The organism is Rhodoferax sp. P2_H8_2 (assembly GCF_056403235.1).
Window position 1 is genome coordinate 314,829 of record NZ_JBFUFW010000002.1, and the last position, 22,721, is coordinate 337,549.

General features: G+C 58.5%; 21 protein-coding genes. 3 read left to right on the forward strand and 18 right to left on the reverse strand.

Features of this window, described 5'->3' with window-relative positions; genetic code table 11:
* Positions 1–4 precede the first annotated feature (4 nt).
* The 3 genes from AC1DV6_RS04415 to AC1DV6_RS04425 all read left to right on the forward strand — a co-directional run bounded on the left by AC1DV6_RS04415 (position 5) and on the right by AC1DV6_RS04425 (position 2,474).
* Positions 5–751 (forward strand): HesA/MoeB/ThiF family protein, encoded by a 747-nt coding sequence (locus AC1DV6_RS04415; RefSeq protein ID WP_477975499.1) that lies wholly within the window; start codon positions 5–7, stop codon positions 749–751.
* A gap of 92 nt (positions 752–843) precedes the next feature.
* Complete coding sequence (locus tag AC1DV6_RS04420; RefSeq protein ID WP_477975501.1) at positions 844–1,638, forward strand: GGDEF domain-containing protein; 795 nt, start codon at positions 844–846, stop codon at positions 1,636–1,638.
* Complete coding sequence (locus AC1DV6_RS04425) at positions 1,638–2,474, forward strand: MinD/ParA family protein (RefSeq protein WP_477975503.1); 837 nt, start codon at positions 1,638–1,640, stop codon at positions 2,472–2,474. Before AC1DV6_RS04420 ends, AC1DV6_RS04425 begins: the two co-directional genes overlap by 1 nt.
* Before the next feature lie 17 nt (positions 2,475–2,491).
* Here the strand turns inward: AC1DV6_RS04425 and AC1DV6_RS04430 are convergent, their stop codons facing one another.
* The 18 genes from AC1DV6_RS04430 to AC1DV6_RS04515 all read right to left on the reverse strand — a co-directional run bounded on the left by AC1DV6_RS04430 (position 2,492) and on the right by AC1DV6_RS04515 (position 22,669).
* Positions 2,492–3,322 carry a DUF429 domain-containing protein gene (locus AC1DV6_RS04430; protein ID WP_477975505.1) on the reverse strand — a complete coding sequence of 277 codons (831 nt, stop codon included), beginning with the start codon at positions 3,320–3,322 and terminating at the stop codon, positions 2,492–2,494.
* A 4-nt stretch (positions 3,323–3,326) separates the two neighbouring features.
* Positions 3,327–4,208, reverse strand: a complete 882-nt coding sequence (locus AC1DV6_RS04435) for an EamA family transporter (protein ID WP_477975507.1) — start codon at positions 4,206–4,208, stop codon at positions 3,327–3,329.
* A 5-nt stretch (positions 4,209–4,213) separates the two neighbouring features.
* Entirely contained in the window at positions 4,214–4,636 is a 423-nt protein-coding gene (locus AC1DV6_RS04440; RefSeq protein WP_477975509.1) for a BLUF domain-containing protein, read from the reverse strand.
* Positions 4,637–4,640: 4 nt separating this feature from the next.
* Positions 4,641–5,366, reverse strand: coding sequence for a GTP cyclohydrolase I (gene folE, locus AC1DV6_RS04445; RefSeq protein WP_477975510.1), 726 nt, complete (start codon positions 5,364–5,366; stop codon positions 4,641–4,643).
* 90 nt (positions 5,367–5,456) lie between these two features.
* Positions 5,457–6,641 (reverse strand): cardiolipin synthase ClsB, encoded by a 1,185-nt coding sequence (gene clsB, locus AC1DV6_RS04450; RefSeq protein WP_477975512.1) that lies wholly within the window; start codon positions 6,639–6,641, stop codon positions 5,457–5,459.
* Complete coding sequence (locus AC1DV6_RS04455) at positions 6,631–7,377, reverse strand: endonuclease/exonuclease/phosphatase family protein (protein ID WP_477975514.1); 747 nt, start codon at positions 7,375–7,377, stop codon at positions 6,631–6,633. The genes clsB and AC1DV6_RS04455 overlap by 11 nt, the downstream gene beginning before the upstream one ends.
* Positions 7,374–7,844, reverse strand: a complete 471-nt coding sequence (nudB, locus tag AC1DV6_RS04460; RefSeq protein WP_477975516.1) for a dihydroneopterin triphosphate diphosphatase — start codon at positions 7,842–7,844, stop codon at positions 7,374–7,376. The genes AC1DV6_RS04455 and nudB overlap by 4 nt, the downstream gene beginning before the upstream one ends.
* 81 nt (positions 7,845–7,925) lie before the next feature.
* Positions 7,926–9,740 carry an aspartate--tRNA ligase gene (gene aspS / locus AC1DV6_RS04465; RefSeq protein ID WP_477975518.1) on the reverse strand — a complete coding sequence of 605 codons (1,815 nt, stop codon included), beginning with the start codon at positions 9,738–9,740 and terminating at the stop codon, positions 7,926–7,928.
* 26 nt (positions 9,741–9,766) lie between these two features.
* Positions 9,767–10,405, reverse strand: coding sequence for a DUF502 domain-containing protein (locus AC1DV6_RS04470; RefSeq protein ID WP_477975973.1), 639 nt, complete (start codon positions 10,403–10,405; stop codon positions 9,767–9,769).
* Positions 10,406–10,436: 31 nt separating this feature from the next.
* Positions 10,437–10,748 carry an FmdB family zinc ribbon protein gene (locus AC1DV6_RS04475; protein WP_477975520.1) on the reverse strand — a complete coding sequence of 104 codons (312 nt, stop codon included), beginning with the start codon at positions 10,746–10,748 and terminating at the stop codon, positions 10,437–10,439.
* A 53-nt stretch (positions 10,749–10,801) separates the two neighbouring features.
* Positions 10,802–12,367 (reverse strand): ubiquinone biosynthesis regulatory protein kinase UbiB, encoded by a 1,566-nt coding sequence (gene ubiB, locus AC1DV6_RS04480; RefSeq protein WP_477975522.1) that lies wholly within the window; start codon positions 12,365–12,367, stop codon positions 10,802–10,804.
* Positions 12,364–12,915, reverse strand: a complete 552-nt coding sequence (locus AC1DV6_RS04485; RefSeq protein ID WP_477975523.1) for a hypothetical protein — start codon at positions 12,913–12,915, stop codon at positions 12,364–12,366. The genes ubiB and AC1DV6_RS04485 overlap by 4 nt, the downstream gene beginning before the upstream one ends.
* A gap of 48 nt (positions 12,916–12,963) precedes the next feature.
* Positions 12,964–13,959 (reverse strand): Tim44 domain-containing protein, encoded by a 996-nt coding sequence (locus AC1DV6_RS04490; protein WP_477975525.1) that lies wholly within the window; start codon positions 13,957–13,959, stop codon positions 12,964–12,966.
* A 16-nt stretch (positions 13,960–13,975) separates the two neighbouring features.
* Positions 13,976–14,707: a bifunctional demethylmenaquinone methyltransferase/2-methoxy-6-polyprenyl-1,4-benzoquinol methylase UbiE gene (gene ubiE, locus AC1DV6_RS04495; protein ID WP_477975527.1), complete on the reverse strand. Its 732-nt coding sequence runs from the start codon at positions 14,705–14,707 to the stop codon at positions 13,976–13,978.
* Between the two features lie 99 nt (positions 14,708–14,806).
* Complete coding sequence (locus tag AC1DV6_RS04500; protein ID WP_477975528.1) at positions 14,807–15,220, reverse strand: gamma-butyrobetaine hydroxylase family protein; 414 nt, start codon at positions 15,218–15,220, stop codon at positions 14,807–14,809.
* 20 nt (positions 15,221–15,240) lie between these two features.
* Positions 15,241–16,863, reverse strand: coding sequence for a ShlB/FhaC/HecB family hemolysin secretion/activation protein (locus tag AC1DV6_RS04505; RefSeq protein ID WP_477975529.1), 1,623 nt, complete (start codon positions 16,861–16,863; stop codon positions 15,241–15,243).
* A 14-nt stretch (positions 16,864–16,877) separates the two neighbouring features.
* Positions 16,878–18,227, reverse strand: a complete 1,350-nt coding sequence (locus AC1DV6_RS04510) for a FecR family protein (protein WP_477975530.1) — start codon at positions 18,225–18,227, stop codon at positions 16,878–16,880.
* Entirely contained in the window at positions 18,215–22,669 is a 4,455-nt protein-coding gene (locus AC1DV6_RS04515; RefSeq protein ID WP_477975975.1) for a beta strand repeat-containing protein, read from the reverse strand. The genes AC1DV6_RS04510 and AC1DV6_RS04515 overlap by 13 nt, the downstream gene beginning before the upstream one ends.
* Between the last annotated feature and the right edge of the window lie 52 nt (positions 22,670–22,721).

Here is a 22,721-nt window from a genome sequence, read left to right on the forward strand (position 1 = left end):
AACCATGCAGGATGCCGAGTTGCAGCGCTATGCGCGCCACATCCTGCTGGACGACATTGGTATAGAGGGCCAGACCCGCATCCTGCAAAGCCACGCGCTGGTGATTGGGGCGGGCGGTCTGGGTTCTCCGGCCTGTATGTATCTGGCGGCCGCAGGGGTGGGCCAGATCACCGTGGTCGATCCCGACGTGGTGGATCTGACCAACCTGCAGCGCCAGATCGCACACACCACCGCATCGGTGGGTCATCCCAAAGTCGAATCGATTCGCCAGACCCTGCAGGCGATCAACCCGTTGACCACGGTGCATACGGTGCATGGCCGGGCCGACGCCACATCGCTGCCCGCCTGGGTTGCGCAAGCCGATGTCGTGCTGGATTGCAGTGACAACTTCTCCACCCGGCACGCGGTCAACGCAGCCTGTGTTGCTGCAAACAAACCCCTGATTTCAGCGGCGGCAATCCAGTTCGACGGCCAGATCAGCGTTTACGACCCGCGCAACCCAGATGCCCCCTGCTACGCATGTGCTTTCCCACCTGATGCCGCATTTGAAGAAGTTCAGTGCTCCACGATGGGCGTGTTTGCGCCGTTGGTTGGCATCATGGGCAGCGTGCAGGCCGCGGAGGCACTCAAACTGCTCGTTGGCGCAGGCACTTCGCTGGCCGGTCGCCTGCTGATGCTGGACGCCCGCCGTATGGTCTGGGACGAGGTGCGCATGCCGCGCAATGCGGCCTGTCCGGTATGCGGGCCCTAGCCCCTTGTATTGCACCTGTATCCACCGGCAAACGCTGGCTTCAACACCTGCGATCCTGTTAGACTTTGACGCAGCAATAGCATCCATTCATCGTGGCCGAACAAACACCTCCCACCTTCGTTGAATTGCAGAAACTGCGATTGGACGATGCACGGGCGTTGCTGAACCGCGAAGCTGCGCTGTCCCTGCCGTCGCAACAGGACTCACCCACCGATTACCTGCAAAGCATTCTGGACGGCCTGTGCGAGTTGTCGCTGAAAGACCCGCTGACTGGCTTGGCGAATCGCCGCCATTTCAACAGCGTTCTGGAACGCAGCATTGATGTGGTCGCACGATCCGGTGAACCCGCGCTATTGCTGATGCTGGACATCGATTACTTCAAGAAAGTCAACGATACCTATGGTCACCAGGCTGGCGACCAGGTACTGCAGACCGTTGCTGCGGCCCTGGCCAAATGCGTACGCCCCATGGACACTGTTGCGCGCTATGGCGGCGAAGAATTTGCGGTGATCCTCCCGAATTGCCATACCTCCTTTGGCGCTACCGTGGCCGAACGTATCCGCCACACGATGGAAGAGCTGCGCGTTCAGGTATCTCCGGTGCAAACATTGCAAATCACCGTGTCTATCGGTGGCGCCTATGCGCCGGAGTGGGTACGTTCCACAACGGCGCTGTGGACCGAACGTGCGGACGTGCAGCTGTACCGAGCCAAAACCAGTGGACGCAACCGCGTGTTTCTCGATCAGCAACAAGAAATTTTTGTCAGTGCCGAAGAAAAGAACCTGCTCTTCGGACATCTGGCGCTGGGCGATCCTGCCTGGATAGAAAGTGTTTCCGTTGAAGCGGCAGTCGCCAACCCATCGTCCGCTGCACAAAGGGCCAATTGATGTCTGACGTAATGAACCCCACGGACGCAGCCCAGTCCTCGCCTGCAGTGCCGCTGAAGCCTCTCGGCAAGGTCGTGGCCGTGACCAGCGGCAAAGGCGGTGTCGGCAAGACCTTTGTTTCGGCCAATCTCGCCGCCGCGCTTGCCAAACGCGGCCTGCGCGTGCTGGTACTAGACGCCGATCTCGGCTTGGCCAATCTGGACGTGGTCCTGAATCTGTATCCCAAGATCACCCTGCACGATGTGTTCACCGGCAAGGCCAAGCTGGAAGACGCCATCATCACGGCACCAGGCGGCTTCTCGGTGCTGTTGGCGGGCTCCGGCATGGTGGAGTATTCCCGCCTGACGCCAGAAGTCCGCGACGACTTTTTGCGCATCATGACGGGCTTGGTGCCGCATTACGACATTGTGTTGCTCGATACCGGCGCCGGGATTTCCGATGTGGTGCTGTTTGCCGTATCGCTGGCTTCGGAGGTGATTGTGGTGGCCACGCCCGAGCCCACGTCGCTAACCGACGCCTACGCCACGATCAAGGTGCTGGTGGGCCAGCAAAAGCGCCAGAACATTCGCATGGTGATCAACCAGACTGCACGTCTGGGCGATGGCCGCGCTATTACGGTACAACTGCAGCAGGTGCTGGACCGCTTTGTGACGACCGAACCTGGCCGTCCGATCAAGCTGATCCATATGTGCGACATCCCGGCCGACCCGGCGGTGCGTCAGGCCATCATGCGGCGCCAGTTACTGATGCTGGCAACACCCGGCTGCCCGGCTGCGCTGGCGGTGTCACAGCTTGCGCAGAAGATGCACGAGACGGTCATCGCGCGCAACGCCTGAAAACCTTTTCAGGCCGCTCACGCCGTCAGTATCCAGCCCTCCAAGGGATCCACATCGGCTGGCAATCCCCAGCGCACGTCGCCAGCCTCATAGCGTTGTAAGGCCCAGGCGGCTTGCACCATGCACAGCACTGCGTCCAACGCATCGCCCGACGCGTCATCAGTCAGCTCATCCCGTTGCGCGTGACTAAGCTTCAGGCGCAATTGCAGGCGGGTATGACCCATCTCCAGCGCATGCACGATGTCCTTGCGGGCAATCAGCCGCTCTGGCGTTTGCTTGGCCTTGTCATCACTCTTGTAGCTGCGCGAACCAATCAGTTCCCGGGCCAGCAAGCCCGGATAGGCTTCCAGCGCCACGCGCTCGACAGCTACCTCAGACGCGGGCTGCAACACTGGAAAGTACACCCCTGCGTCCAGTAGCCGCGGCACGCCCGCATGCAGCATGTAAGCCACCGGCGGATTGACCCATTTCATCGACGGGCTGGATTTCGCAGGAACGTCGGTGGCCCGGTGCGCGAACTTGCCACCCACCGGGCGTGCATCGCAAAAGGCCGCGAACTGCGCGCGGATGCCGGTACGGGGAAGCATCGCGTAATGGCGAATACACGACTCCCATTGCGTCGGCCAGCCCAATGCCTCTACCAGTTCACGCGGCAACCCGAATGGCAAATCAAAACCGCCGACCCATTTGCGCGGTTGGCGCAACCAATCGGAGAATCCATCCAGACTGCTGATGCGCTCCAATTTTGATAGCTGCACACGCGCACCCTGCGAGCTTCCCGAGGCAATTACGATGTTTTTCTGTCTGCTGGGGCTGCTGGAAAAATCACAGCCAATGAGCGTGGTCATGGTGCTAGCCCGTAGCCAACGCCATCACGCCATAACCTATGCAGAGCGCGCCGAAAATGCGTGCCACACGGTCGCCCTCCCCCAGCAACTGCCCACCCAGCAAAGCAGCAAACAACATGGACACCTCGCGCGCGGGCGCCACATGGCTCAGTGGTGCGACCTGCATGGCATACAGCACCAGCACATAGGAAATCGGGCTGATGATGCCGACAAAGCTCGCGTACTTCCACTGCTTGCGCCACAGTACACGCGCCTCTTGCGGATCGCGCAGTACCGGCGGCAGCAGAAACACCAGCCGCGCCAGATTGCCGATGTAGTCCACCAGAATCGGCGACATGAAAACGATCTTCACTGCATAGCCGTCGATCACCGTGTAGGTGGCGATGAACACACCAGTAAGCACGCCATAGAACATACCTTTGCGAATGCGCTTCTGCTTTTCTGCGTCATGGCTATTGCGAAACAAGCCCGGGCCACCGGCAATCAGAAACACACCGATCACCACAGCCGCAATGCCGCTGAAGCCCAAAGCGCTGATCTGCTCCCCCAGAAAAACGATGGCCACCATCGACGACAGCAATGGGCCGGAGCCGCGCGCCAGCGGATAGACCACAGTCAGGTCGGCCTTGCGGTAGCCACGCAGCAACACAATGAAATAGATCGTGTGCGCCAGCGCGCTGGCCAGCACCAGGCTGTACTCCAGAGCGCCCCAGGCGGGCATTTGCTGCCAGGCCATCCAGACACCGACCGGCGCCCAGAACACCATCATCACGACAGAACAGAAAAACGAGAAGCGCACATCACCGCCAGCCTTCTTGGCCGCGATGTTCCAGCAGGCATGGATAAAGCCGGCCAGGATGACCAGCGCTAGCGCGCTAGCGGGCACTGGTTCTAGGCTCTACCGATGATGGACGCTGTGGCCATCAGTTCTTCGAGGAGTGCAAGAGACACTTTGCCAGACACCGCATAGGGGTCCAGCTCCGGCTTCTCTGCATATTTCAGCAGGATGCTGGTGTTGATCTTGGACATGTTGACCTGCCCCATGGTCCAACCACCAAAGCGGCGCTCCGAGATCTCTTCGTAATGCAGCAACACCACGTCTTTATGGCGCACATCTTTCTGGATATGGCCATACAGTTCGCTCACGGCCATACGACCGCCTTCGATAGCTTGCAGGAAGATGCCGCCGCCATAGCAAAGAATGCCGGTGATGCCGCAGGTCGGGTTGTACTGGCGGGATTGCGCCAGGATCCCATCAATGGCGTTGGGATCGGTATCGACAGCACGGCTGGCGTAGAGCAAACGGACCAACATGGCATCAACCTTTCTGGGGAATCAGGGACAGGAATTCGCGGCGCAAGTTGGGGTCTTTCAGGAACACGCCGCGCATGACCGAGTTGATCATCTTGCTGTCCATGTCTTTCACACCGCGCCATGCCATGCAGTAGTGGCTGGCCTCCATCACGATGGCCAGGCCATCGGGCTGGGTTTTTTCCTGGATCAGGTCGGCCAGTTGCACCACGGCCTCTTCCTGAATCTGCGGGCGGCCCATGATCCATTCGGCCAGGCGCGCGTATTTGGACAGTCCGATGACGTTGGTGTGCTCGTTGGGCAGCACGCCGATCCAGATTTTTCCGATCACCGGGCAAAAATGGTGGCTGCAGGCACTGCGTACGGTGATGGGGCCAACGATCATCAGCTCATTGAGGTGGCCCACATTGGGAAACTCTGTGATGGTGGGCGCCGGTACAAAACGGCCCTTGAACACCTCGTTGACATACATCTTGGCGACGCGGCGCGCCGTGTTGTCGGTGTTGTGGTCGTTGTCGGTGTCGATCACCAGACTGCTCAGAACCCCCTTCATCTTTTCTTCGACTTCATCCAGCAGCAGTTCCAGCTCGCCAGGTTCGACAAATTGGGCGATGTTGTCGTTGGCATGAAAGCGTTTACGTGCTGCGAGCAGGCGTTCGCGGATCTTGACGGAAACCGGAGTCCCCTCGTCGGCATCGGTTGGGTTCATGGCACTGGTCGTTTTCATTAACATGGGAACGATGGTACCAGCGTTTTCCGGATAGGGTTATTGGCCACTAGCGCCCGCAGGACGTGCGTAAGCAGCTATCAATTCAGTAGCATCTCAGTACCGCTTGCCGGTCAGAAACAGCAGGCTGCGCATCACGGCAAAGGCCAGATAGTCCAAAAACCGCTGCCACACGGAGCGCCGGGCCAGGGCATGGCTATCAATGCGCTGGGCTTGGGAAGCAATGGCGTCAGCCAATTGCCCGGCCAGGCTCGCAGCAAATGCTTCATCGACCACCACCACATTCGCTTCGCGCGCCAGCAGCAGACTCAGAGGATCCAGATTCGACGAGCCAACGGTCGCCCAGCGCCCGTCAATCGCAGCCACCTTGGCATGCAGGAAGCCGGGCTGGTATTCATAAATCTCCACACCCGCCGCCACCAGTGGCCCGTACACCGGCCGGTTGGCATGGAACTGCATGAAGTACTCGTAGCGCCCCTGCACCAGCAAACGCACCCGCACGCCTCGGCGCGCAGCGAGCTTAAATGCCCGGCGCAGTCGCATGCCCGGCATGAAGTAAGCGTTGGCCAGCAGGATGTCGTGGCGCGCCTCGCCAATGGCTTTGAGGTAGCTGCGTTCGATATGGCGGCGGTGGCGCAGGTTGTCCCGCAACACCAAAGCGGCCCGCACTGTCCCGCTGACTGCCTGCCGTACGACGCGTGCAGCCGTCGCGGGTATGGGCGCTAGGGGCTGACGCCTTTGCGCACGGTTGCTAGGCAATCGGCTCCACAACAGTTGCATCGCGGCGCGCGTTTCCTGCACCAGAGGGCCAGCAACACGCACAGCAAAATCAAAACGCGGAGAGTCTTGCGGCCCCCAGGTCGGGTCATGCCAGTCGTCCAGCACATTGATGCCGCCGCAGTAGGCCAGCGCCCCGTCCACAACACACAGCTTGCGGTGCAAACGCCGCCAGCTGCGAGGCGACAGCAATCCCCAGCGATTGAGCGGCGAATAGATTTGCCACTGCACACCGGCCTGCGTCCAGCGCTGCGCCCAGGCCTCAGGAATCGCCCCGGTCCCTATGCCATCCATCAGCAAATAGACCTGCACCCCGCGTTGCGCCGCGCGCTCTAGCGCGGCCGCGACTTGCTCACCACTCTTGTCGAAATAGAAGATATAGGTTTCCAGTCGAACTTCGGACTGACTGCCTTCTATGTCCGCAATCAGCGCCGGAAAAAATTCCTGCCCGCCGTGCAGCAGTTGCACCGTATGGCCTTCTTGCAGACGGGGGTCAAATTTCACGAGGAATGTCCCAATACACATCCGCAATCAGGGGCAGATGATCGGACATCTGCGCCCAGGCGCGTCCGCGCGGGGCCATCACATCCTTGGGATGGAAGCCGCGCACCAGGATATGGTCCAGTTGCAGCAACGGCAAACGGGATGGGAAGGTCGCAACATTTGTCGCACAACAGCTTTTCAACCCGGTGCTGGCCAGACTGGCGGCTACAAGGCGCGCGCCCTCATTGAAGTCACCTGCGACCACCAGTGCCGCATCGTGCGGGATTTCACGCATGATGAAAGCCTGCAACTGGGCCATTTGTCGCACGCGACTGGCGCGCAACAGTCCGAGATGCACCACCAGCACATGCACAGAGCGCTCATCCACCAGCACTTCGCTGTGCAGCAGACCGCGCTGCTCAAAGCGGTGGTCAGACATGTCTTCGTGCTGGTGCCGCACGACGGGCCAGCGCGTCAACATCGCATTTCCGTGCTCACCATGCCGAGTGATCGCATTGGTGCGGTACACGGCCTCATAGCCCTCAGGCGCCAGATAGTCCGCCTGGGGTTGGGCAGGCCAATGGGGGAAATAGGTGGCCTCACCGCGGTTCAGTTTGCGGACCTCTTGCAGACACACGATGTCTGCATCCATTTGCTCCACCGCCAACCCGAGGTTGTGAATCTCCAGGCGGCGGCGTGGCCCTACGCCTTGCACGCCCTTGTGGATGTTGTAGCTGGCAATACGCAAATGGCTCATGGAAAGAACTCCGGTAAACGGCGAATGGCCTGGGCGTTGGAGCCCGAGAAGCACAGCGCTGCCGCCTCCTCAAAGGGGAGCCATTGGTAAGCGATATGCTCACGGGGCTCCATACAAACGGGAGAATTCTCGGGAACCTGCAAGCCAAACACACGTTCGGTGTTGTGGGTGATGCCCGGCGCATAACGGTGCGCCCAGCGCGGATAGATCGCGTAGTTGTTTTCCAGGTGCCAGTCGCACAGCTGAGGGGCCAACGCAGTACCGGGCCCGCAGTCGATGCCGGTTTCCTCCAGCACTTCACGCGCGGCAGTCTCCGCAAAGGGCTCGTCCTGTGAGTCCTTGCTGCCTGTCACCGATTGCCAGAACGCTTCATCGGCCGGATCCGCACGGCGCAGCAACAGCACGTTGAGTGCCGGTGTGTAAATCACCACCAGTACGGATTGCGGAATTTTGTAGGGTCGGGACATAAAAAAGGGCGCCGTTTCGGCGCCCTTTCATTGTGCCCCAGTGAGGGCGAAGTCTTACGTTAGCTATCGGACAGACCGCATTTAAGCTGCCTTGGGAGCATCCAGATTGCGCAGCTTGATGTGCAGCTCGCGCAATTGTTTTTCGTCCACCGGGCTTGGCGCCTGTGTCAGCAAACACTGAGCACGCTGGGTCTTGGGGAAGGCAATCACGTCGCGGATGGACTCGGCGCCAGTCATCAATGTGACGACGCGGTCCAGACCGAAGGCCAGACCACCGTGCGGGGGCGCGCCGTACTGCAGTGCATCCAGCAGGAAGCCGAACTTGAGCTGAGCTTCTTCGGGCGTGATCTTCAGCGCGTCGAACACCTTTTGCTGCACATCGGCACGGTGGATACGGACAGAACCGCCACCCATTTCCCAGCCGTTCAAGACCATGTCATAGCCTTGCGAAATGCACTTCTCAGGCGCGGTGACCATCCAATCTTCGTGACCGGCCTTGGGCGCGGTGAAGGGGTGGTGCACCGCGGTGTAGCGTTGGTTTTCCTCGTCGAACTCGAACATCGGGAAATCCACCACCCACATCGGGCGCCAGCCGGTGGTGAACAGGCCGTTCTTCTTTCCGAATTCGCTGTGGCCGATCTTGATGCGCAACGCGCCGATGGCGTCGTTGACGATCTTTTCTTTGTCAGCGCCGAAGAAAATCAGATCACCGTCTTGCGCGCCAGTGCGCTCCAGTACCGCGGCCAGGGCCGCGTCATGGATGTTCTTGACGATGGGGCTTTGCAGGCCGTCACGGCCCTTGGCCAGTTCATTGACACGGATATAGGCCAGACCCTTGGCGCCGTAGATCTTGACGAACTCGGTATAGGCATCGATCTCGCCGCGGCTGATGCCGCCGCCTTCAACGGAGCCACCGGGTACGCGCAGGGCCACCACGCGGCCGCCCTTCATCGTCGCGGCACCGGAGAAGACCTTGAAGTCCACGTCCTTCATCACGTCGGTCAGTTCGGCGAACTTCAGATTCACGCGCAGGTCCGGCTTGTCGGAACCGTACAGGTGCATCGCGTCCTGGTAAGTCATCACCGGGAACTCGCCCAGGTCCACACCAATGGTGTTCTTGAACACCGTGGTGATCATGCCCTGGAACATCGCGCGGATTTCTTCTTCCGACAGGAAGGATGTTTCAATATCGATCTGGGTGAATTCAGGCTGGCGATCGGCGCGCAAGTCTTCGTCGCGGAAGCACTTGGTGATCTGGTAGTAGCGATCAAAGCCCGCAACCATCAACAACTGCTTGAACAACTGGGGCGACTGGGGCAGCGCGAAGAACATGCCGTCGTGCACGCGGCTTGGCACCAGGTAATCGCGCGCGCCTTCGGGCGTGCTCTTGGTCAGCATCGGAGTTTCGATATCCACAAAGCCGTTGGCGTCGAGGAACTTGCGCACTTCCATCGATACGCGGTAGCGCAGCATCAGGTTGTTCTGCATGTAGGGGCGGCGCAGGTCCAGCACGCGGTGCGTCAGACGGGTCGTCTCAGACAGATTCTCGTCATCGATCTGGAATGGAGGCGTGACGGAAGCATTCAACACCGTCAGCTCATGGCACAGCACTTCGATCTTGCCGCTCTTGAGGCTGTCGTTGACCGTGCCTTCGGGGCGCGCGCGCACGATACCTTTGATCTGCACGCAGTATTCGTTGCGTATATCTTCGGCCACCTTGAACATCTCGGCGCGATCCGGGTCGCAAACGACTTGTACATAACCTTCGCGGTCGCGCAGGTCAACAAAGATCACGCCGCCGTGATCACGGCGACGGTTGACCCAGCCGCACAGGGAAACAGTTTCGCCCAACAGGGCTTCGGTCACCAGACCGCAATAGTGGGAGCGCATGGCCATAGCTTGCTTCTTTTTTCTAAGGGAAATTATTGGGGAGGCGTCACGTCCTGCCCGCTACCGGGTACGACGGAGCCCATGGAAATCACGTAGGTCAATGCCTGGTCCACGCTCATGTTCAGTTCAATGACATCAGCGCGCGGAACCATCAGGAAAAAACCGCTGGTCGGATTGGGCGTGGTCGGCACATAGACACTGATCATGTCGCCACCCAGATGGCCCGCGACTTCGCCGCTTGGGACACCGGTCTGAAACGCAATCGTCCAGCTACCTTGGCGCGGATACTGGATTAACAAGGCGGTGCGAAACGCGTTGCCGTTGCTGGAGAACAGCGTATCGGAAACTTTTTTGACGCTGTTGTAAATGGTTTTGAAGATTGGGATGTTGGTGAACACCACGTCCCATTGCTTGAACCACCAGCGGCCGGCCACATGCGAAACCAGCCAGCCAGTGACCAGCAAGATGGCAGCAACGATGATCACGCCCAGGCCGGGAATATTGCGCAGCTTCAGAAACATTTCACCGACAGCGGCCGGCGTCACTGCGGCCACGCCAGCCAGCAGGCCTCCCAACACGGAGTCCAGCGCACCAATCAGCTGCAACAGCACCCAGATGGTGATCACCAGCGGCAGCCAGACCACCAAACCGGTCAAGAGGTATTTGCGAATGGGCACAGGTGCTCTTTCAGTGAAAGATCAATCAGCTCGCTGCCGGTGTGGCGGGCGTTACTGGGGTGTCAGTTTTGGCAGACGCGGTATCCGCCGAAGCTGGCGCAGGCGCGCTTTCCGCGCCACCGGTTGCCGGTGCCACGGTGGTGGCGGGTGCGGCCCCGCCCTTGAAATCAGTGACGTACCAGCCAGATCCCTTCAGCTGGAACCCGGCTGCGGTGAGTTGTTTTTTGAAGCTGGGCTTGCCGCAGGTTGGGCAATCCTGCAGCGGTGCGTCGGACATCTTCTGCAATACATCCTTGGCAAACCCGCAGGCTTCGCATTTGTAGGCGTATATGGGCATAAATTGAGTGACTCAGACCGAAGGTTGCAAAGCCTTCAATTATAAGGCGCGAGCTAAAACAGCCGTACCCGCACCAAAATCTGCATCACCGCCATGCCCAACGCAAAGCCAATCAGGGCCCAAATCAGGCTTTGCAGCAGCTGGTTGGTACGCCGCTGCTCCAAAAGCAGCTCCTGCAGCAACGGATCAGATGCACCGCCACCTTTGCGCAAGAAGGACTGCAGCAATGCAGGCAACTCGGGGATCAGCTTCGCATAGCGCGGTGCATGGGCCTGCAATTCGTTGATCAGGCGTTGCGGGCCAACCTGCTGGCCCATCCATTGCTCCAAGAATGGCTTGGCTGTAGCCCACAGGTCCAGATCCGGGTCCAGATCGCGGCCCAGGCCCTCAATGTTGAGCAGGGTTTTTTGCAGCAATACCAATTGCGGCTGAATTTCCACCTGGAAGCGCCGGGAGATCTGGAACAGACGCAACAGCACCAGCCCCAATGAAATCTCCTTCAGCGGCCGGTCGAAATACGGTTCGCACACGCTGCGTATTCCGGCCTCCAGCTCGTCAACCCGCGCATGCGAGGGTACCCAACCCGATTCGATGTGCAGCTCGGCCACCCGCTTGTAATCGCGCCGGAAAAATGCCGCAAAGTTCTGCGCCAGGTATTCCTTGTCGACTTCGGTGAGGGTGCCTACGATGCCGAAATCCAGCGAGATATAGCGCCCAAAGGTATTCGGGTCGAGACTGACCTGGATATTGCCGGGGTGCATGTCAGCATGGAAAAAACCGTCCCGAAACACCTGGGTGAAAAACAGCGTCACGCCATCGCGCGCCAGCTTCGGAATATCGACTCCGGCAGCCCGCAAGCGATCCACTTGATTGATGGGAACCCCGTGCATGCGTTCCATCACCAGCACATCGGTGGTGCAATAGTCCCATAGCATTTCCGGGATCAGAACCAGGTTCAGGCCCTCCATATTGCGGCGCAATTGGGCAGCGCTGCTGGCCTCACGTATCAGGTCCAGCTCGTCATGCAGGTACTTGTCAAACTCCGCAACCACTTCGCGCGGCTTGAGACGTTTGCCGTCGGCCGATAAGGCCTCTACCCAGGATGCCATCACACGCATCAGACTGAGGTCTTTGTCAATCGCGGCCAACATGCCCGGGCGCAGCACCTTGACGGCCACTTCACGCTGCTTGCCATTGCGATCGATTAATACTGCAAAGTGCACTTGCGCGATAGACGCACTGGCCACCGGCTCCCGTTCAAACGAAACGAACACTTCAGAAAGCGGCTTGCCCAAAGCCTTTTCGACAATGGCAACGGCGATATCTGACGGGAAAGGCGCAACGCGGTCTTGCAGCTTGGCCAATTCGTCCGCAACGTCTAGCGGCAGCAAGTCACGCCGTGTGGACAGGACTTGGCCAAACTTCACAAAAATCGGACCCAATGTTTCCAGGGCCATGCGCAAGCGCTGACCGCGCGGTGCGTCCAGTTTGCGGCCCCAGGTAAGCACGGCGATGAAACGCTTCAGCCAGGGCTTGCCTAGGCTGTTCAGTACCAGTTCATCCAGCCCAAAACGCAGCACCACCCAGACGATGACGACACCGCGAAACAAGCGTGTCATGCGGCCGCTCCATCCGAATCGCTGGCTGGTTTACGGTTTCCAACAAACTTCATCAGCGCATCGGCCATCGAACGCACACCCTGCATCAGGGTATGGGCTGGCACATCACCCATCAGCTTGGACAGGTCTTCCTCTACATCCCAGCGCACATGATCAACCAGCCAGTTGATTTCCGCGGCCAATTGCACATCGCCTTCGATATGCACAGGCGGCTTTTCGCCCTGCATCAGGGTTTGCGCAAGTTGGAGTGGGGATTGCTGGGTGACGACAAATGTCAGTTCAGGCTGCATCTCAGCGGATCCAAGGTCCAGCAATCCTGCGGGGGTCACGGTGATCGGGAAGGCGAACTCCCGCCATTTGGCAAGCACCGTGCGACCCTTTTGGCGCTTGAGACGCTCCATGGCCTGTGGCTCWTGCATCAGGATGTGGTTCAGCAGCAGGATCACTCGGCGCTGGGTCTCGTCGACAGCCCACTTCGGAGGTGTAAGGGGTACATCGAAGCTTTGCAAAAAGCTATCCAGCATGGAAAAGGGGGACTGTGTTGCCATAGTCCCCCATTATTCCCGCAAATATTGCGTTCGCCCGTGGCGTGAACGCTATTGAAGGGCTTGCACTCCCGCGACCAGCCAGCCGTTTGAACCGTCTTTGGCCTTGGTCATGTTCCAGACTTCACGGAACGGCGCTGGCCCTGCAGATGCATCTTCGCGAATCATCCCGGAAAACTCCACGCTGGCCATGTATTCGTCGGGCATCTCTTCAATGCCCAGCAGACGCGCCTCAATCATCACTACTTCAGTCTGGTTGGCACCACCCCCCGCATGCGTCTCGCGGTCAGCCAGTTGCGTCTTGATCTCAGCCAGCATGGCATCGGTCATCATGGCGCGCAATGCGGCGATGTCGGAGCGGTCCCACGCTGCTTGCAACGTCACAAAGTTGGTTTTGGCTGCATTCAAAAAACCTGCAGAATCAAAACCCGCGGGAACACCCCAGGTTTGCGACCCCATCAACGCCGAGCCAATCATGGAGCCAGAGCTTGCCGTCGCCTGCGGCACTTCGAACGCCATGCTACTGCGCTCCCATGGCCGTGCCGAAGCATCATTACCTACGTTTTCTGGCCGATATGGGCTGCTGTTGCTGAACGGTTGCGGCGATGCCCCTTGAAAGGCAAATGGGCCGGGCTGTAGAGGCGTTTGTGCGGGCGCCGCGCGTCGGCTGCGCATAAACCAGCCTACCAGCATGGCCACGACGATGGCAACAAGGGCAAACAGCAGGATGTTGCCGAAGGCCGCACCAAGCCCCAGAGAACTTGCCAGCCAGGCCAGGCCAAGACCCGCCGCCAAGCCACCCAGCATCGCACCCCAAGGCCGCTTCGGCGCAACTGCAGGCGTAGCTGGCATGGGGGTACCAGGCTTGGGTGCGGCATTGTTCATGTTTTGCGCCGGTGTCACAGGCGCTGCAGGCGCAGCTTCACGTTGCGCCACGTTGTTGCTTTGTTTGCCAAGGGATTTTCCGCCGCCAAACCGCGGACCCGCTTCAGCAGCGGTTCCGCACACATTCAACACACCTACCAACATCCAAGCCCAGATTCTCATGACAACTCCAAAAACTTCAGCACTTGATTCCAACATGCAAGGCAGCCACACCGCCTGTAAGGTTGTGATAGTCCACATGGCCAAAACCACCTTTGTGCATCATGGCCTTTAGCTCCTCCTGCCCCGGATGCATCCGGATGGACTCGGCCAGGTAGCGGTAGCTGGCGTCATCCCCTGCAATCATCTTGCCCAAACGCGGCAGTACCTTGAACGAATACCAGTCGTAGACCTTCTCCAGCGGCGCTGCAACCTTGGAAAACTCCAACACCAACAACTTGCCACCAGGTTTGAGCACGCGGTTCATCTCAGCCAGAGCCCCGTCTTTGTGAGTCATGTTGCGCAAGCCGAAGGCCACACTGACGAGATCGAAATAGTTGTCGGGAAATGGCAATCTCTCGGCATCGCACACCAGCGTGGGCAAATTGACACCGTCATCCAGCAAGCGGTTGCGCCCGGTGGACAACATGGCTTCGTTGATATCGGTGTGTACGACTTGGCCGCTTTTTCCGACTTTCTTCGAGAAGGCCAGCGACAGATCACCGGTGCCACCGGCAATGTCCAATGCACGGTCACCCTCTTTCAGATTCGCGACCATGACCGTATAGGCCTTCCACGCACGGTGCAGGCCTGCCGACATGACGTCATTCATCAGATCGTATTTGGGCGCGACAGAATCAAAAACGCCGCGCACATGGCGGGCCTTCTCGGCTTCATCGACCGACTGGAATCCAAAATGGGTTGAGCTCATGCCCCGATTTTAGGCCCGGCATGGTTTGCGCGCACCATCAATGGGCATCAAACGCCGCAATCCGCTATCACTGTGATAGCAACTGTTGCTTTTTATTTTCTAATGGCTCGCGCACGCATGGCCGCCTTTGGCAGCCATGGGAGCATCCCGGTCAACGCCAGCGGCCTGCAAGCGTGCTTCATAGTCGACCCACAAGCGATCCTGTTGGTCGCCCAGGAAATACAGGTAGTCCCAAGAAAAGAGGCCGGTGTTGTGACCATCAGAGAATTCGGGTTGCACGGCGTAATTGCCTATGGCTTGCAAGTCCAGCAACTCAACATTGCGCTTGCCGGTTTGCAATATCTCTTGTCCTGCACCGTGCCCCTGTACTTCAGCCGATGGCGAATACACGCGCATCAGCTCATACGGAATGTGGAAGATTTTTCCATCCGAGAACTGCACTTCCAGCACACGGGACTTGCCGTGCGCCGTCATCGCCACAGGAGTGGGAGAACCCGCTGTCAAACCTGCCACAAACAAGCCCCAATATGGATTTAGAAACGAGCCGTCAAATTGACGTGCAGCTTCTCGTCACCCGACTTGGGTGTAGTCGCGCCGCTTAGCGCCGTGGCACCAGTTACCACTTGGCCCCACTCAGCCGTCAAGCCGAAGGCCCCCACGTTGTAACGAACACCGAAGCCCGCGCTGGCGAGTTGATCGCTGGTCGGCTTGCCGGGGTTCAGGTCTGTGTTGTTGCTATGCAGCCATCCAGCGTCCACGAATCCGATGACACGCAAGCCGGGGTGCAGTTCAGGTGTAGTCAGCTCAAAGGTAGTGGATACACCGCTGTCACCTGCCGTTGCACGCTCGCCAGTACCGCGAATGGATGTTGCACCACCGAGACCAAATTGCTCACCAGAGATCAACGCGTCAGGGCTGTACTGGAATTGCCCACGCAGATTCCACATCCAGCCCGAGGACAAAGACATCGCGTAACTAGCGCCACCCCGTACAGCCTTCCAGTTAACGTTCTGGATGCGCGGATCTTCGCTTTGGTAGGCCGCGAGGCTATTGCCTTCTCCACCAGATACATTGGTAGACAGTTCGGCGTTGTAGCCCCAGACGTATTTGTCCGCTTCCATGCGGCCTGCATAACCCAGAGTGATTGGCCGGCTTCCGCGATCTACCTGTCCGGGTACCAAAATGCCATTGATCTTGCTGGCTTTGAAGACCTTGTCGTCCAAACCAAAATTAACCATGCCACGGTAACCACCATCGGGTGTCAGGTATTGGTTGTAGCTCAGCCCCAATGTCTGGCCAGCGCCTGTGCTGTTGAAGCTGCCGAAGTTGCCGACAACGTCGGAGTTGGTATAACTGGCACCGACCACACCGCCCAAACGGTACAGGGGAATGCGATAGACAAGGCCCAGTTGCTTGACATCGCTACTGCGTTCCAGCGATGTGGTGTAGGCACCAGAGAACTGGTGATCCAAGCCAAACACATTGGCGTGCGACGCGACGAGCGAGAAACGGTCTTTGCCTGTGGCCTCCGAACCGGTGTTTGCCAACCCCGCTGTCAGGTTCCAAGGAGAAATGTCTTTCACCAACACCTTGACTTCGATCTTGTCCGCTTCTTCCGATTCCTTCAGAGACACTTGTACTTGTTTACTCGGGTTCTCGTTGGCAATTGCGGTCTGTACCGCAAGTGTCTTGAAATTCGGAGCATCCCCTTCGCGCAACTCTGGCAGGCTCGCACGAATGTTGGCTTCGGTATGGTTTGACTGCCCTTCTACCGTCACTTTGCCAATCACAAATTTCACGATATGCAGGGTGACCTTATTACCCACTTCCTGAGGGGGTAAGGACACGCGCAGCAGGCCATATCCTTTGCTCTTGAGTTCTGCTTCCAGCGCAGCCGTTGCTCTTTGCAGCGTGTCCAGCGTGCCGTTAGGCCCAATGAACGGGGCCAGTACACGCGATGTTTCTTCGCTCTTAAGCGGAATGTCCCCGGTCAGCTCAAAACCGTTGATAGGGAACTTGGTGGTCGCGCCGGTAGCCGCCGGCATGGCCTGCTGCGCCAAGGCCGATGTTGAAACCAAAAGCGCACCCGAGAGGGACATCGCAACGGATGTCCAGCGTTTGCGTTTGGCGGGAGTTGCACGTGTCTGAAAAAACATAGGGGCACCCATTCTTAACGGCATTGCTTGTTGGCACCGGTACCCAGATCACCGAGCAAATTGAGCAATACCGGATTGGTGGTGTTGGGCAATGGCACTTTGTCATACTGGATAAACAAGGGGATATTCGCGGGGCGCCCGGTCTTGCCATCAGCGCCGGCGTAACCCGTCTCACCGCGCCCCAATTGGAGCGCTTCCTTGGACGACACAATTTCGATGTGCCCGTCACGCACAAACACGAACAGGCCCTCATCATCCGGCGAGACACTTCCACTGGCGAATAACTGCTGAACATTGACTGGCACCGTGTCGGGCCGCGGCAGGTTGTCCAGCGTAGGCGCTGTCAACGGACGTATGCCTGTCTTGCCTACGAACAGGCCCTGACCCGCCTGCAAGGTCTGCAAAGCAGTCTGTCCATTCGGCGCGACTTCAATGGTTCCCAACCAGGTGAAGAAACTGCAGTCGGCTTCGGAGCAATCCATGTCCAGTCCGGTACCGCGAATACCAATGGTGGCGGTGGGCGTTGTGAAACCGACGTTACGAGTATTCGACTTGCCAATCAGACCTGTCAGCGCGCGCAAAGATCCGCGCAGCAAAGTGACCAGGAATTTGCCTTCCGTGGGGTTTTTGTTGTCAAAAACAAAACTGTCCACGCGGAACTGCGTGTTGGCGCCAAGAGTCAAACGGCTCTCGTCCCGGAAAGCCAAAACGACCTTGGCACCCGGACCTGTCTGCACGACCTCACCTGGATACACGCTAGCGCCATCCACCATGCGTCTGCGCGTACCTGCGGTGTCCGCCGCATAGATATCGCCCTGCACACCCACCAACTTGGCACTAGCCAGCACGGCATTGGGGCGCGTGGGCTCGGTCACCTTTGCAGACTCTGCCTTGCACTCGGGCCCGCAAATACGGGCATCAAAGTCAGTACCGCGGATACCGATGGTTGCCGTGGCCGTTTGCACTCTGGCCGCATCCGGCGAGCTTTTGGAAATCAGGCCGGTAATGGCGCGAAAGCCTCCGCGCAATAACTGCATCACCATGCTGTTTTGCGGCGAGCCTTCCTTGAACTGATACTTCTGGACAATCATTTCCGAGTTCGGCCGCAAAGTCATGCGTGTGCCGTCCTGCAGTTTCACGATAGCTGTGGAGCCATCTGACGTGGTCAGGCGATCCCCTTCGTTCAGCGCCAGCCCTTTGCCCATGGTGCGCGGCATTTGCCCAGGAGTCTGCGCAAAAGCGACCCCTCGGGAAAACTCCACTTCACCAGCGCTTTGGGCAAATACGCTGATACCAACGGTGAGCAGTGCAGCAGCCAGCAACGGGCTTCGAAAGCCGTTACCCAAGTTCATTAACGTGTGCATGACTGCCCCTCCACAACGACATCTTTTTCCTTCTTCTTATCGTCGGGATCCGCGGTTGAAGTTTGCGCAGCGACGGCGTCTTCAAATTTGGACATGAAGGTTGCAACAAAATCCACAGGCGCGGAGCCTTGGCTGGTGTTAGTTCCGGGCGCAATCACCGTTACGCCATTGGCTGAGTAACTCACTGGATTTCCAGAAGTAAGCGCTTGAGGTCCAAAGGTCATCTCCCCGCCAGCGGTGGCACTTACGCCCTGTGCGGCACTCACATTACTGTTCTGAACATAGTTGCTTGCGGCTGCAAGTGCTACAGAACCACCACTGGAACTCACTGGCCCATCCAGTGTCAGATTGCCTGAGCTAGTGAGGTTGGTCGCCGTTAACGTGATATTGCCGCTGGCGCTGACACCGCCTGCACCAATGGTCAAGGGGCTGTTGGCAACCCCCGTAATGGAGCCCGTTGTAGTCTTCACGGCACCCACCGTGGTGATGCCGCCAATGTTATTGATGGTGATATCACCAATATTGTTGGTGATGCTCGGTATCGTCAGGACACCGACGTTCGTCAGTGCAATATTTCCAGTGCCAGTGTTACTGGCTGTGAAGCTCGAAACTTTGTTTCCAGCGTCGGTCAGAACCGTTCCGGAACTGGACTGGGTAGTGAGTGATCCCGTGACCACGGGAGCAATTTGGCTGATCGCGCCATTACTTGCGGTCAAACTGATCGATGGCGCAGAAATCGCACCCACCGACATATTCCCGGCGGTCTGCACCACACTCACCGGACCGCTAGCGGTCACAGACCCAGCGGTCTGGTTGTAGCTCGATGTGACCGACATGGCCCCCGTAACGTCCAGCGCACCGCCGCTCATGTTGAATTGGGCGACGTTAATCGCGGAGGCCACTGACAAACTGCCACCGGTTAGCGACAGGCTGCCCCCACCAGTGAGCGAATTGAGTTTGAGATTCCCCAAAGTGCTGTCAAAGGCCACTGCAGTGCCAACGGGAATGGAGACTGCGAGCACATTATTTCCATCAGGCAACGCATCCCAGTTAGCCGGGTTGCTCCATGCCCCGCTCGGACCACCGATCCAAGTGGAGAGCGGCCGCACGGTGATGGTTGCCTTGTGGGCGCCCCCGATTAGCGTGTAATTGCTGGCCAAGCCAGTGCCGCTTTTCAGTTCGAGCGTGCCAATCGATACGGGCTTGTCAGCACCCACGTTTCTGTCGGCGACCGTACCGGCCCCGGTCAGACCCAGCGTTTCACCGTTTGCTAGCCCACTCAGCGAGAAAATATTGGCATTGACGATATTGGTGCCGTCATAGACACGGGTACCCGTTAAGTTGATGGTGGCAAGGGCCTGCGCCACAGTGCCAATGTCGCCGCTTGCATTGAACTGGTAACCGTAAACCGGCAGGCCTAACCCCACAGGATCTCCATAGCCGGTAAGCACGCCCGATACGGTCCCTGTGGCGAACACTGTTTTACCAGTGCCTGCGTTGGGGTCGCTCAAACTGCCAGTTGCCAGCGAGGCAGTGGCGGAGGTCAAACTGTCGCTTCCGACAGCGCCTGTCAGCCCACTCACGGAAGCACCGGAAACATCGATGTCCACGCCGCCGTCATACACCTTGGCCGCAGTGCCCGTGAGCGTTCCGGAAAGCGACGGCGCATCGCTAAACAGGACACCGTTGCCGGCACCTAAAACAGCCGAACCGTTTACCGCGTTGTACTGCTTGAAGGCGGCTGGACTGTTGGATGGGAAAGTATGGCCGGTCTGGGTCGTCAGGTAAGCCAACCAGCGACCGCTTGAAAGGTTTAAATAGCCACTAGAACCGTTGAATGTGCCACCTGAAACAAACTTGATGGCATCACCGGGCGCATCACTATTTAGAGTTCCGCTGAGGGTCAGATTGTTGGCGGCTTGGACCAGTGTCGCCCCAGTGGTCGCAGTTAATCCACTGACCGTTAGATTATTCTGGTCGTAAACGGAAACCTGCGAGCCTCCCAAGTAAACATTTGCGAAATCGTTCCCTGGATTCATGAGCACCAAGGTGCCATATCCCGACCCACTGTTGCCCGCGTTGATCATCGCGTAACTACCGACGGTGATCGCACCAGATTGAGAAATATTTTTCCCGGCGGCTGTCGAAATACCGATGTTGCCGGTGGTTGCAATTGGTCCGAGAGAAAGCGCGCCGTTATTGAAATAAGACGCATACCCACTGCCTGACGTGATCTTCAGTGTACTCACCAGATTGCTGGTACTGTTAATGCTGATACCGCCGGCACCGGCAGCCATGGCTTCAAGAGATGCCGCCTGTAGATAGCTTGGCTGGCTGCTATTGCCCAAGCCCTGCGAGATACCCACTGTACCGCCATCCAGCTTCAGCGCACCGCTGGCACTTAGAACATGGTTGAGGTTGAGACCGTTACCCGTCAACGTGATATTGGCACCGGAAAGGTTCCCTTGGGTGCTGAAACTGCTGGCGCCTGCTAACGTCAGATTTTCTGTTCCCGTATCAATGTTTACAGTGGGGATGACCAGCCCACCGCCAGTGGATTGAAGATCCAGCACATGATTGCCAGTTCTGACTAAGTTAGTGACATTCAGCGCGCCGGTGGAATAGAAACTGATGCCAGAGCCGGTCAAGTGGACAGCCGCACTCGATACGTTGTTGGATGCATTCGTCAGCGTAATATTGCCGGCGCCCGCATCAATGAAAGCCACAGATCCTCCGGTTGAGATGGGCCCGGACTGCGTAATGTTTCCGCCGCCCGAATTGATGTCAAGGCCACCTGCGACAGAAATAGGACCAAGGGAAAGGCTTCCGCTATTCCAGTAGGTGACGGTATTGGTGTTGACAGTGACAGTGGCACGGAAAGCGTTCACCGCATTGCCAGCATTGGCCAGCGTCACAGCTCCCGTCGAAGTCACCTCCAAAGAGCTTGCAGCGATGGCAGCTGATTGCGCCACTCCACCATTACCCGCAACCAGTTTCAGAGACCCGCTGGGGGCCGAAATACCAGCATTGATGGCAATGCCACCAGAGGCAGATGCCTGCAGCGTCAATTGGTTCGAATTGGCCCAGCTAACGGCATTCGCAACGGTAACGCTGCCAATTCCCATGCCGACTCCGCCCGAGGCATCGACCACTACGTTGCCGCTGTTCAGCGCACCTATCAGCGTTGCCACCGACAGAACAGAAGGCGCCATGCTATTGGTACCCACAAACGGCGCGGCTCCCGAGATCGCGGCGTCCGCGCCGGACGATATCGTGATATCGGCCGGATCCAGCAAAAGTGTGCCGACAGCGCCGTTCGGCGCACGGGTATCAACCTTGCCCTGGAAATCCAGATACCCCTTGCCTGAGGTCTCAACAAAACCACCATTGCCACCCGAGTCGCCACCGCGTGCCGAGATCGCACCGTAGGCGCGGGTGACATCGTCAGCCCAAACAATCACCCGGCCGCCATTGCCTTGCTCCAAGGCATCAGCGCGCAGATTTGCACCTTGGCCGAAGTAGGTCATCGCGGCGTTGCCGATGGCCGCATTGCCGCCCTGATAATCACCACCCACGCGGATGGAGCCGCCGCCGTGCTGACCAGAGACGTCAATATTGGCCTGGTCCGTCAACGCCACGCGCTGACCCAGCACATCCACCGAGCCGCCAGTCGCACCGGTGGCCACAATGCTGCCATTGCCTTCGACAATTGCGTCTCCGGAGGCCTTCAGCACCACGCGTCCGCCTTCGAGTGTGGCTGCAGTGGCCTGAATCAGGCCGCTGTGCTTGAGCGTACCGGCAAACATGCCGACCGCATCGCCCTTCAAAATACCCAGGTTGATGGCCGAATCGCTTGGGGCCTGAACCTGCAGGCGAATACCTTCCAAGCCTCGACCAGTAATGTCTATCTGTTGCCCGGCGGCCAGTATGGCGCTGCCGTTGGGTGCTTGCACCAGTGCATCAACACCAGTGTTGACATTGGCACCCAGCAACACCACGTCACCACTGCGCGCCAGGATGCTGCCATTGACTGAAACACCGGCGGTATTGATAACGCCGTCGCCAAAGCGCAGCCGCCCGGCCATTGCATCCGCATCACTCATGGCCAAGCTGGAAGCTGTAAAGCCATTCGTGTCCACTACCGCACCCGCACCCACGGCTATACCAGCCTGATTCACCAGCACCAGATTGCCGTTGCTTGACAGGGTGCCAAATATCTGGGTTGGGGTGTTGGTTACTACCCGGTTGATGGAAGTGCTGGTGGCTGTGGGCTGCTGAAAGTAGGTGGAGCTACCGGTGGGAATGGAAAAACTCTGCCAGTTGATGGCTGAGTAGTTGCCGTTGGCACCATTTTGGGTTGTCACCTGCAACTTGTTGCCGTTGTTCACAAAAGTTGCCTGGCCCACAACGGCCACACCGCCGGTTGGGTTTGCGATCGCCACGGAAGGCAAAGCACTCCAGGCTATGGCAATGGAAAGCGCAAGTAGACCTATT

Coding starts and splice junctions, on each gene's coding strand:
- folE (WP_477975510.1), bottom strand. CDS start 5,366: ATGTTAATGAAAACGACCAGTGCCATGAACCCAACCGATGCCGACGAG.
- nudB (WP_477975516.1), bottom strand. CDS start 7,844: ATGTCCCGACCCTACAAAATTCCGCAATCCGTACTGGTGGTGATTTAC.
- AC1DV6_RS04505 (WP_477975529.1), bottom strand. CDS start 16,863: ATGTTTTTTCAGACACGTGCAACTCCCGCCAAACGCAAACGCTGGACA.
- AC1DV6_RS04425 (WP_477975503.1), top strand. CDS start 1,638: ATGTCTGACGTAATGAACCCCACGGACGCAGCCCAGTCCTCGCCTGCA.
- AC1DV6_RS04510 (WP_477975530.1), bottom strand. CDS start 18,227: ATGCACACGTTAATGAACTTGGGTAACGGCTTTCGAAGCCCGTTGCTG.
- AC1DV6_RS04475 (WP_477975520.1), bottom strand. CDS start 10,748: ATGCCCATATACGCCTACAAATGCGAAGCCTGCGGGTTTGCCAAGGAT.
- AC1DV6_RS04440 (WP_477975509.1), bottom strand. CDS start 4,636: ATGTTGGTCCGTTTGCTCTACGCCAGCCGTGCTGTCGATACCGATCCC.
- AC1DV6_RS04490 (WP_477975525.1), bottom strand. CDS start 13,959: ATGAGAATCTGGGCTTGGATGTTGGTAGGTGTGTTGAATGTGTGCGGA.
- aspS (WP_477975518.1), bottom strand. CDS start 9,740: ATGGCCATGCGCTCCCACTATTGCGGTCTGGTGACCGAAGCCCTGTTG.
- AC1DV6_RS04455 (WP_477975514.1), bottom strand. CDS start 7,377: ATGAGCCATTTGCGTATTGCCAGCTACAACATCCACAAGGGCGTGCAA.
- ubiE (WP_477975527.1), bottom strand. CDS start 14,707: ATGAGCTCAACCCATTTTGGATTCCAGTCGGTCGATGAAGCCGAGAAG.
- ubiB (WP_477975522.1), bottom strand. CDS start 12,367: ATGACACGCTTGTTTCGCGGTGTCGTCATCGTCTGGGTGGTGCTGCGT.
- AC1DV6_RS04430 (WP_477975505.1), bottom strand. CDS start 3,322: ATGACCACGCTCATTGGCTGTGATTTTTCCAGCAGCCCCAGCAGACAG.
- AC1DV6_RS04415 (WP_477975499.1), top strand. CDS start 5: ATGCAGGATGCCGAGTTGCAGCGCTATGCGCGCCACATCCTGCTGGAC.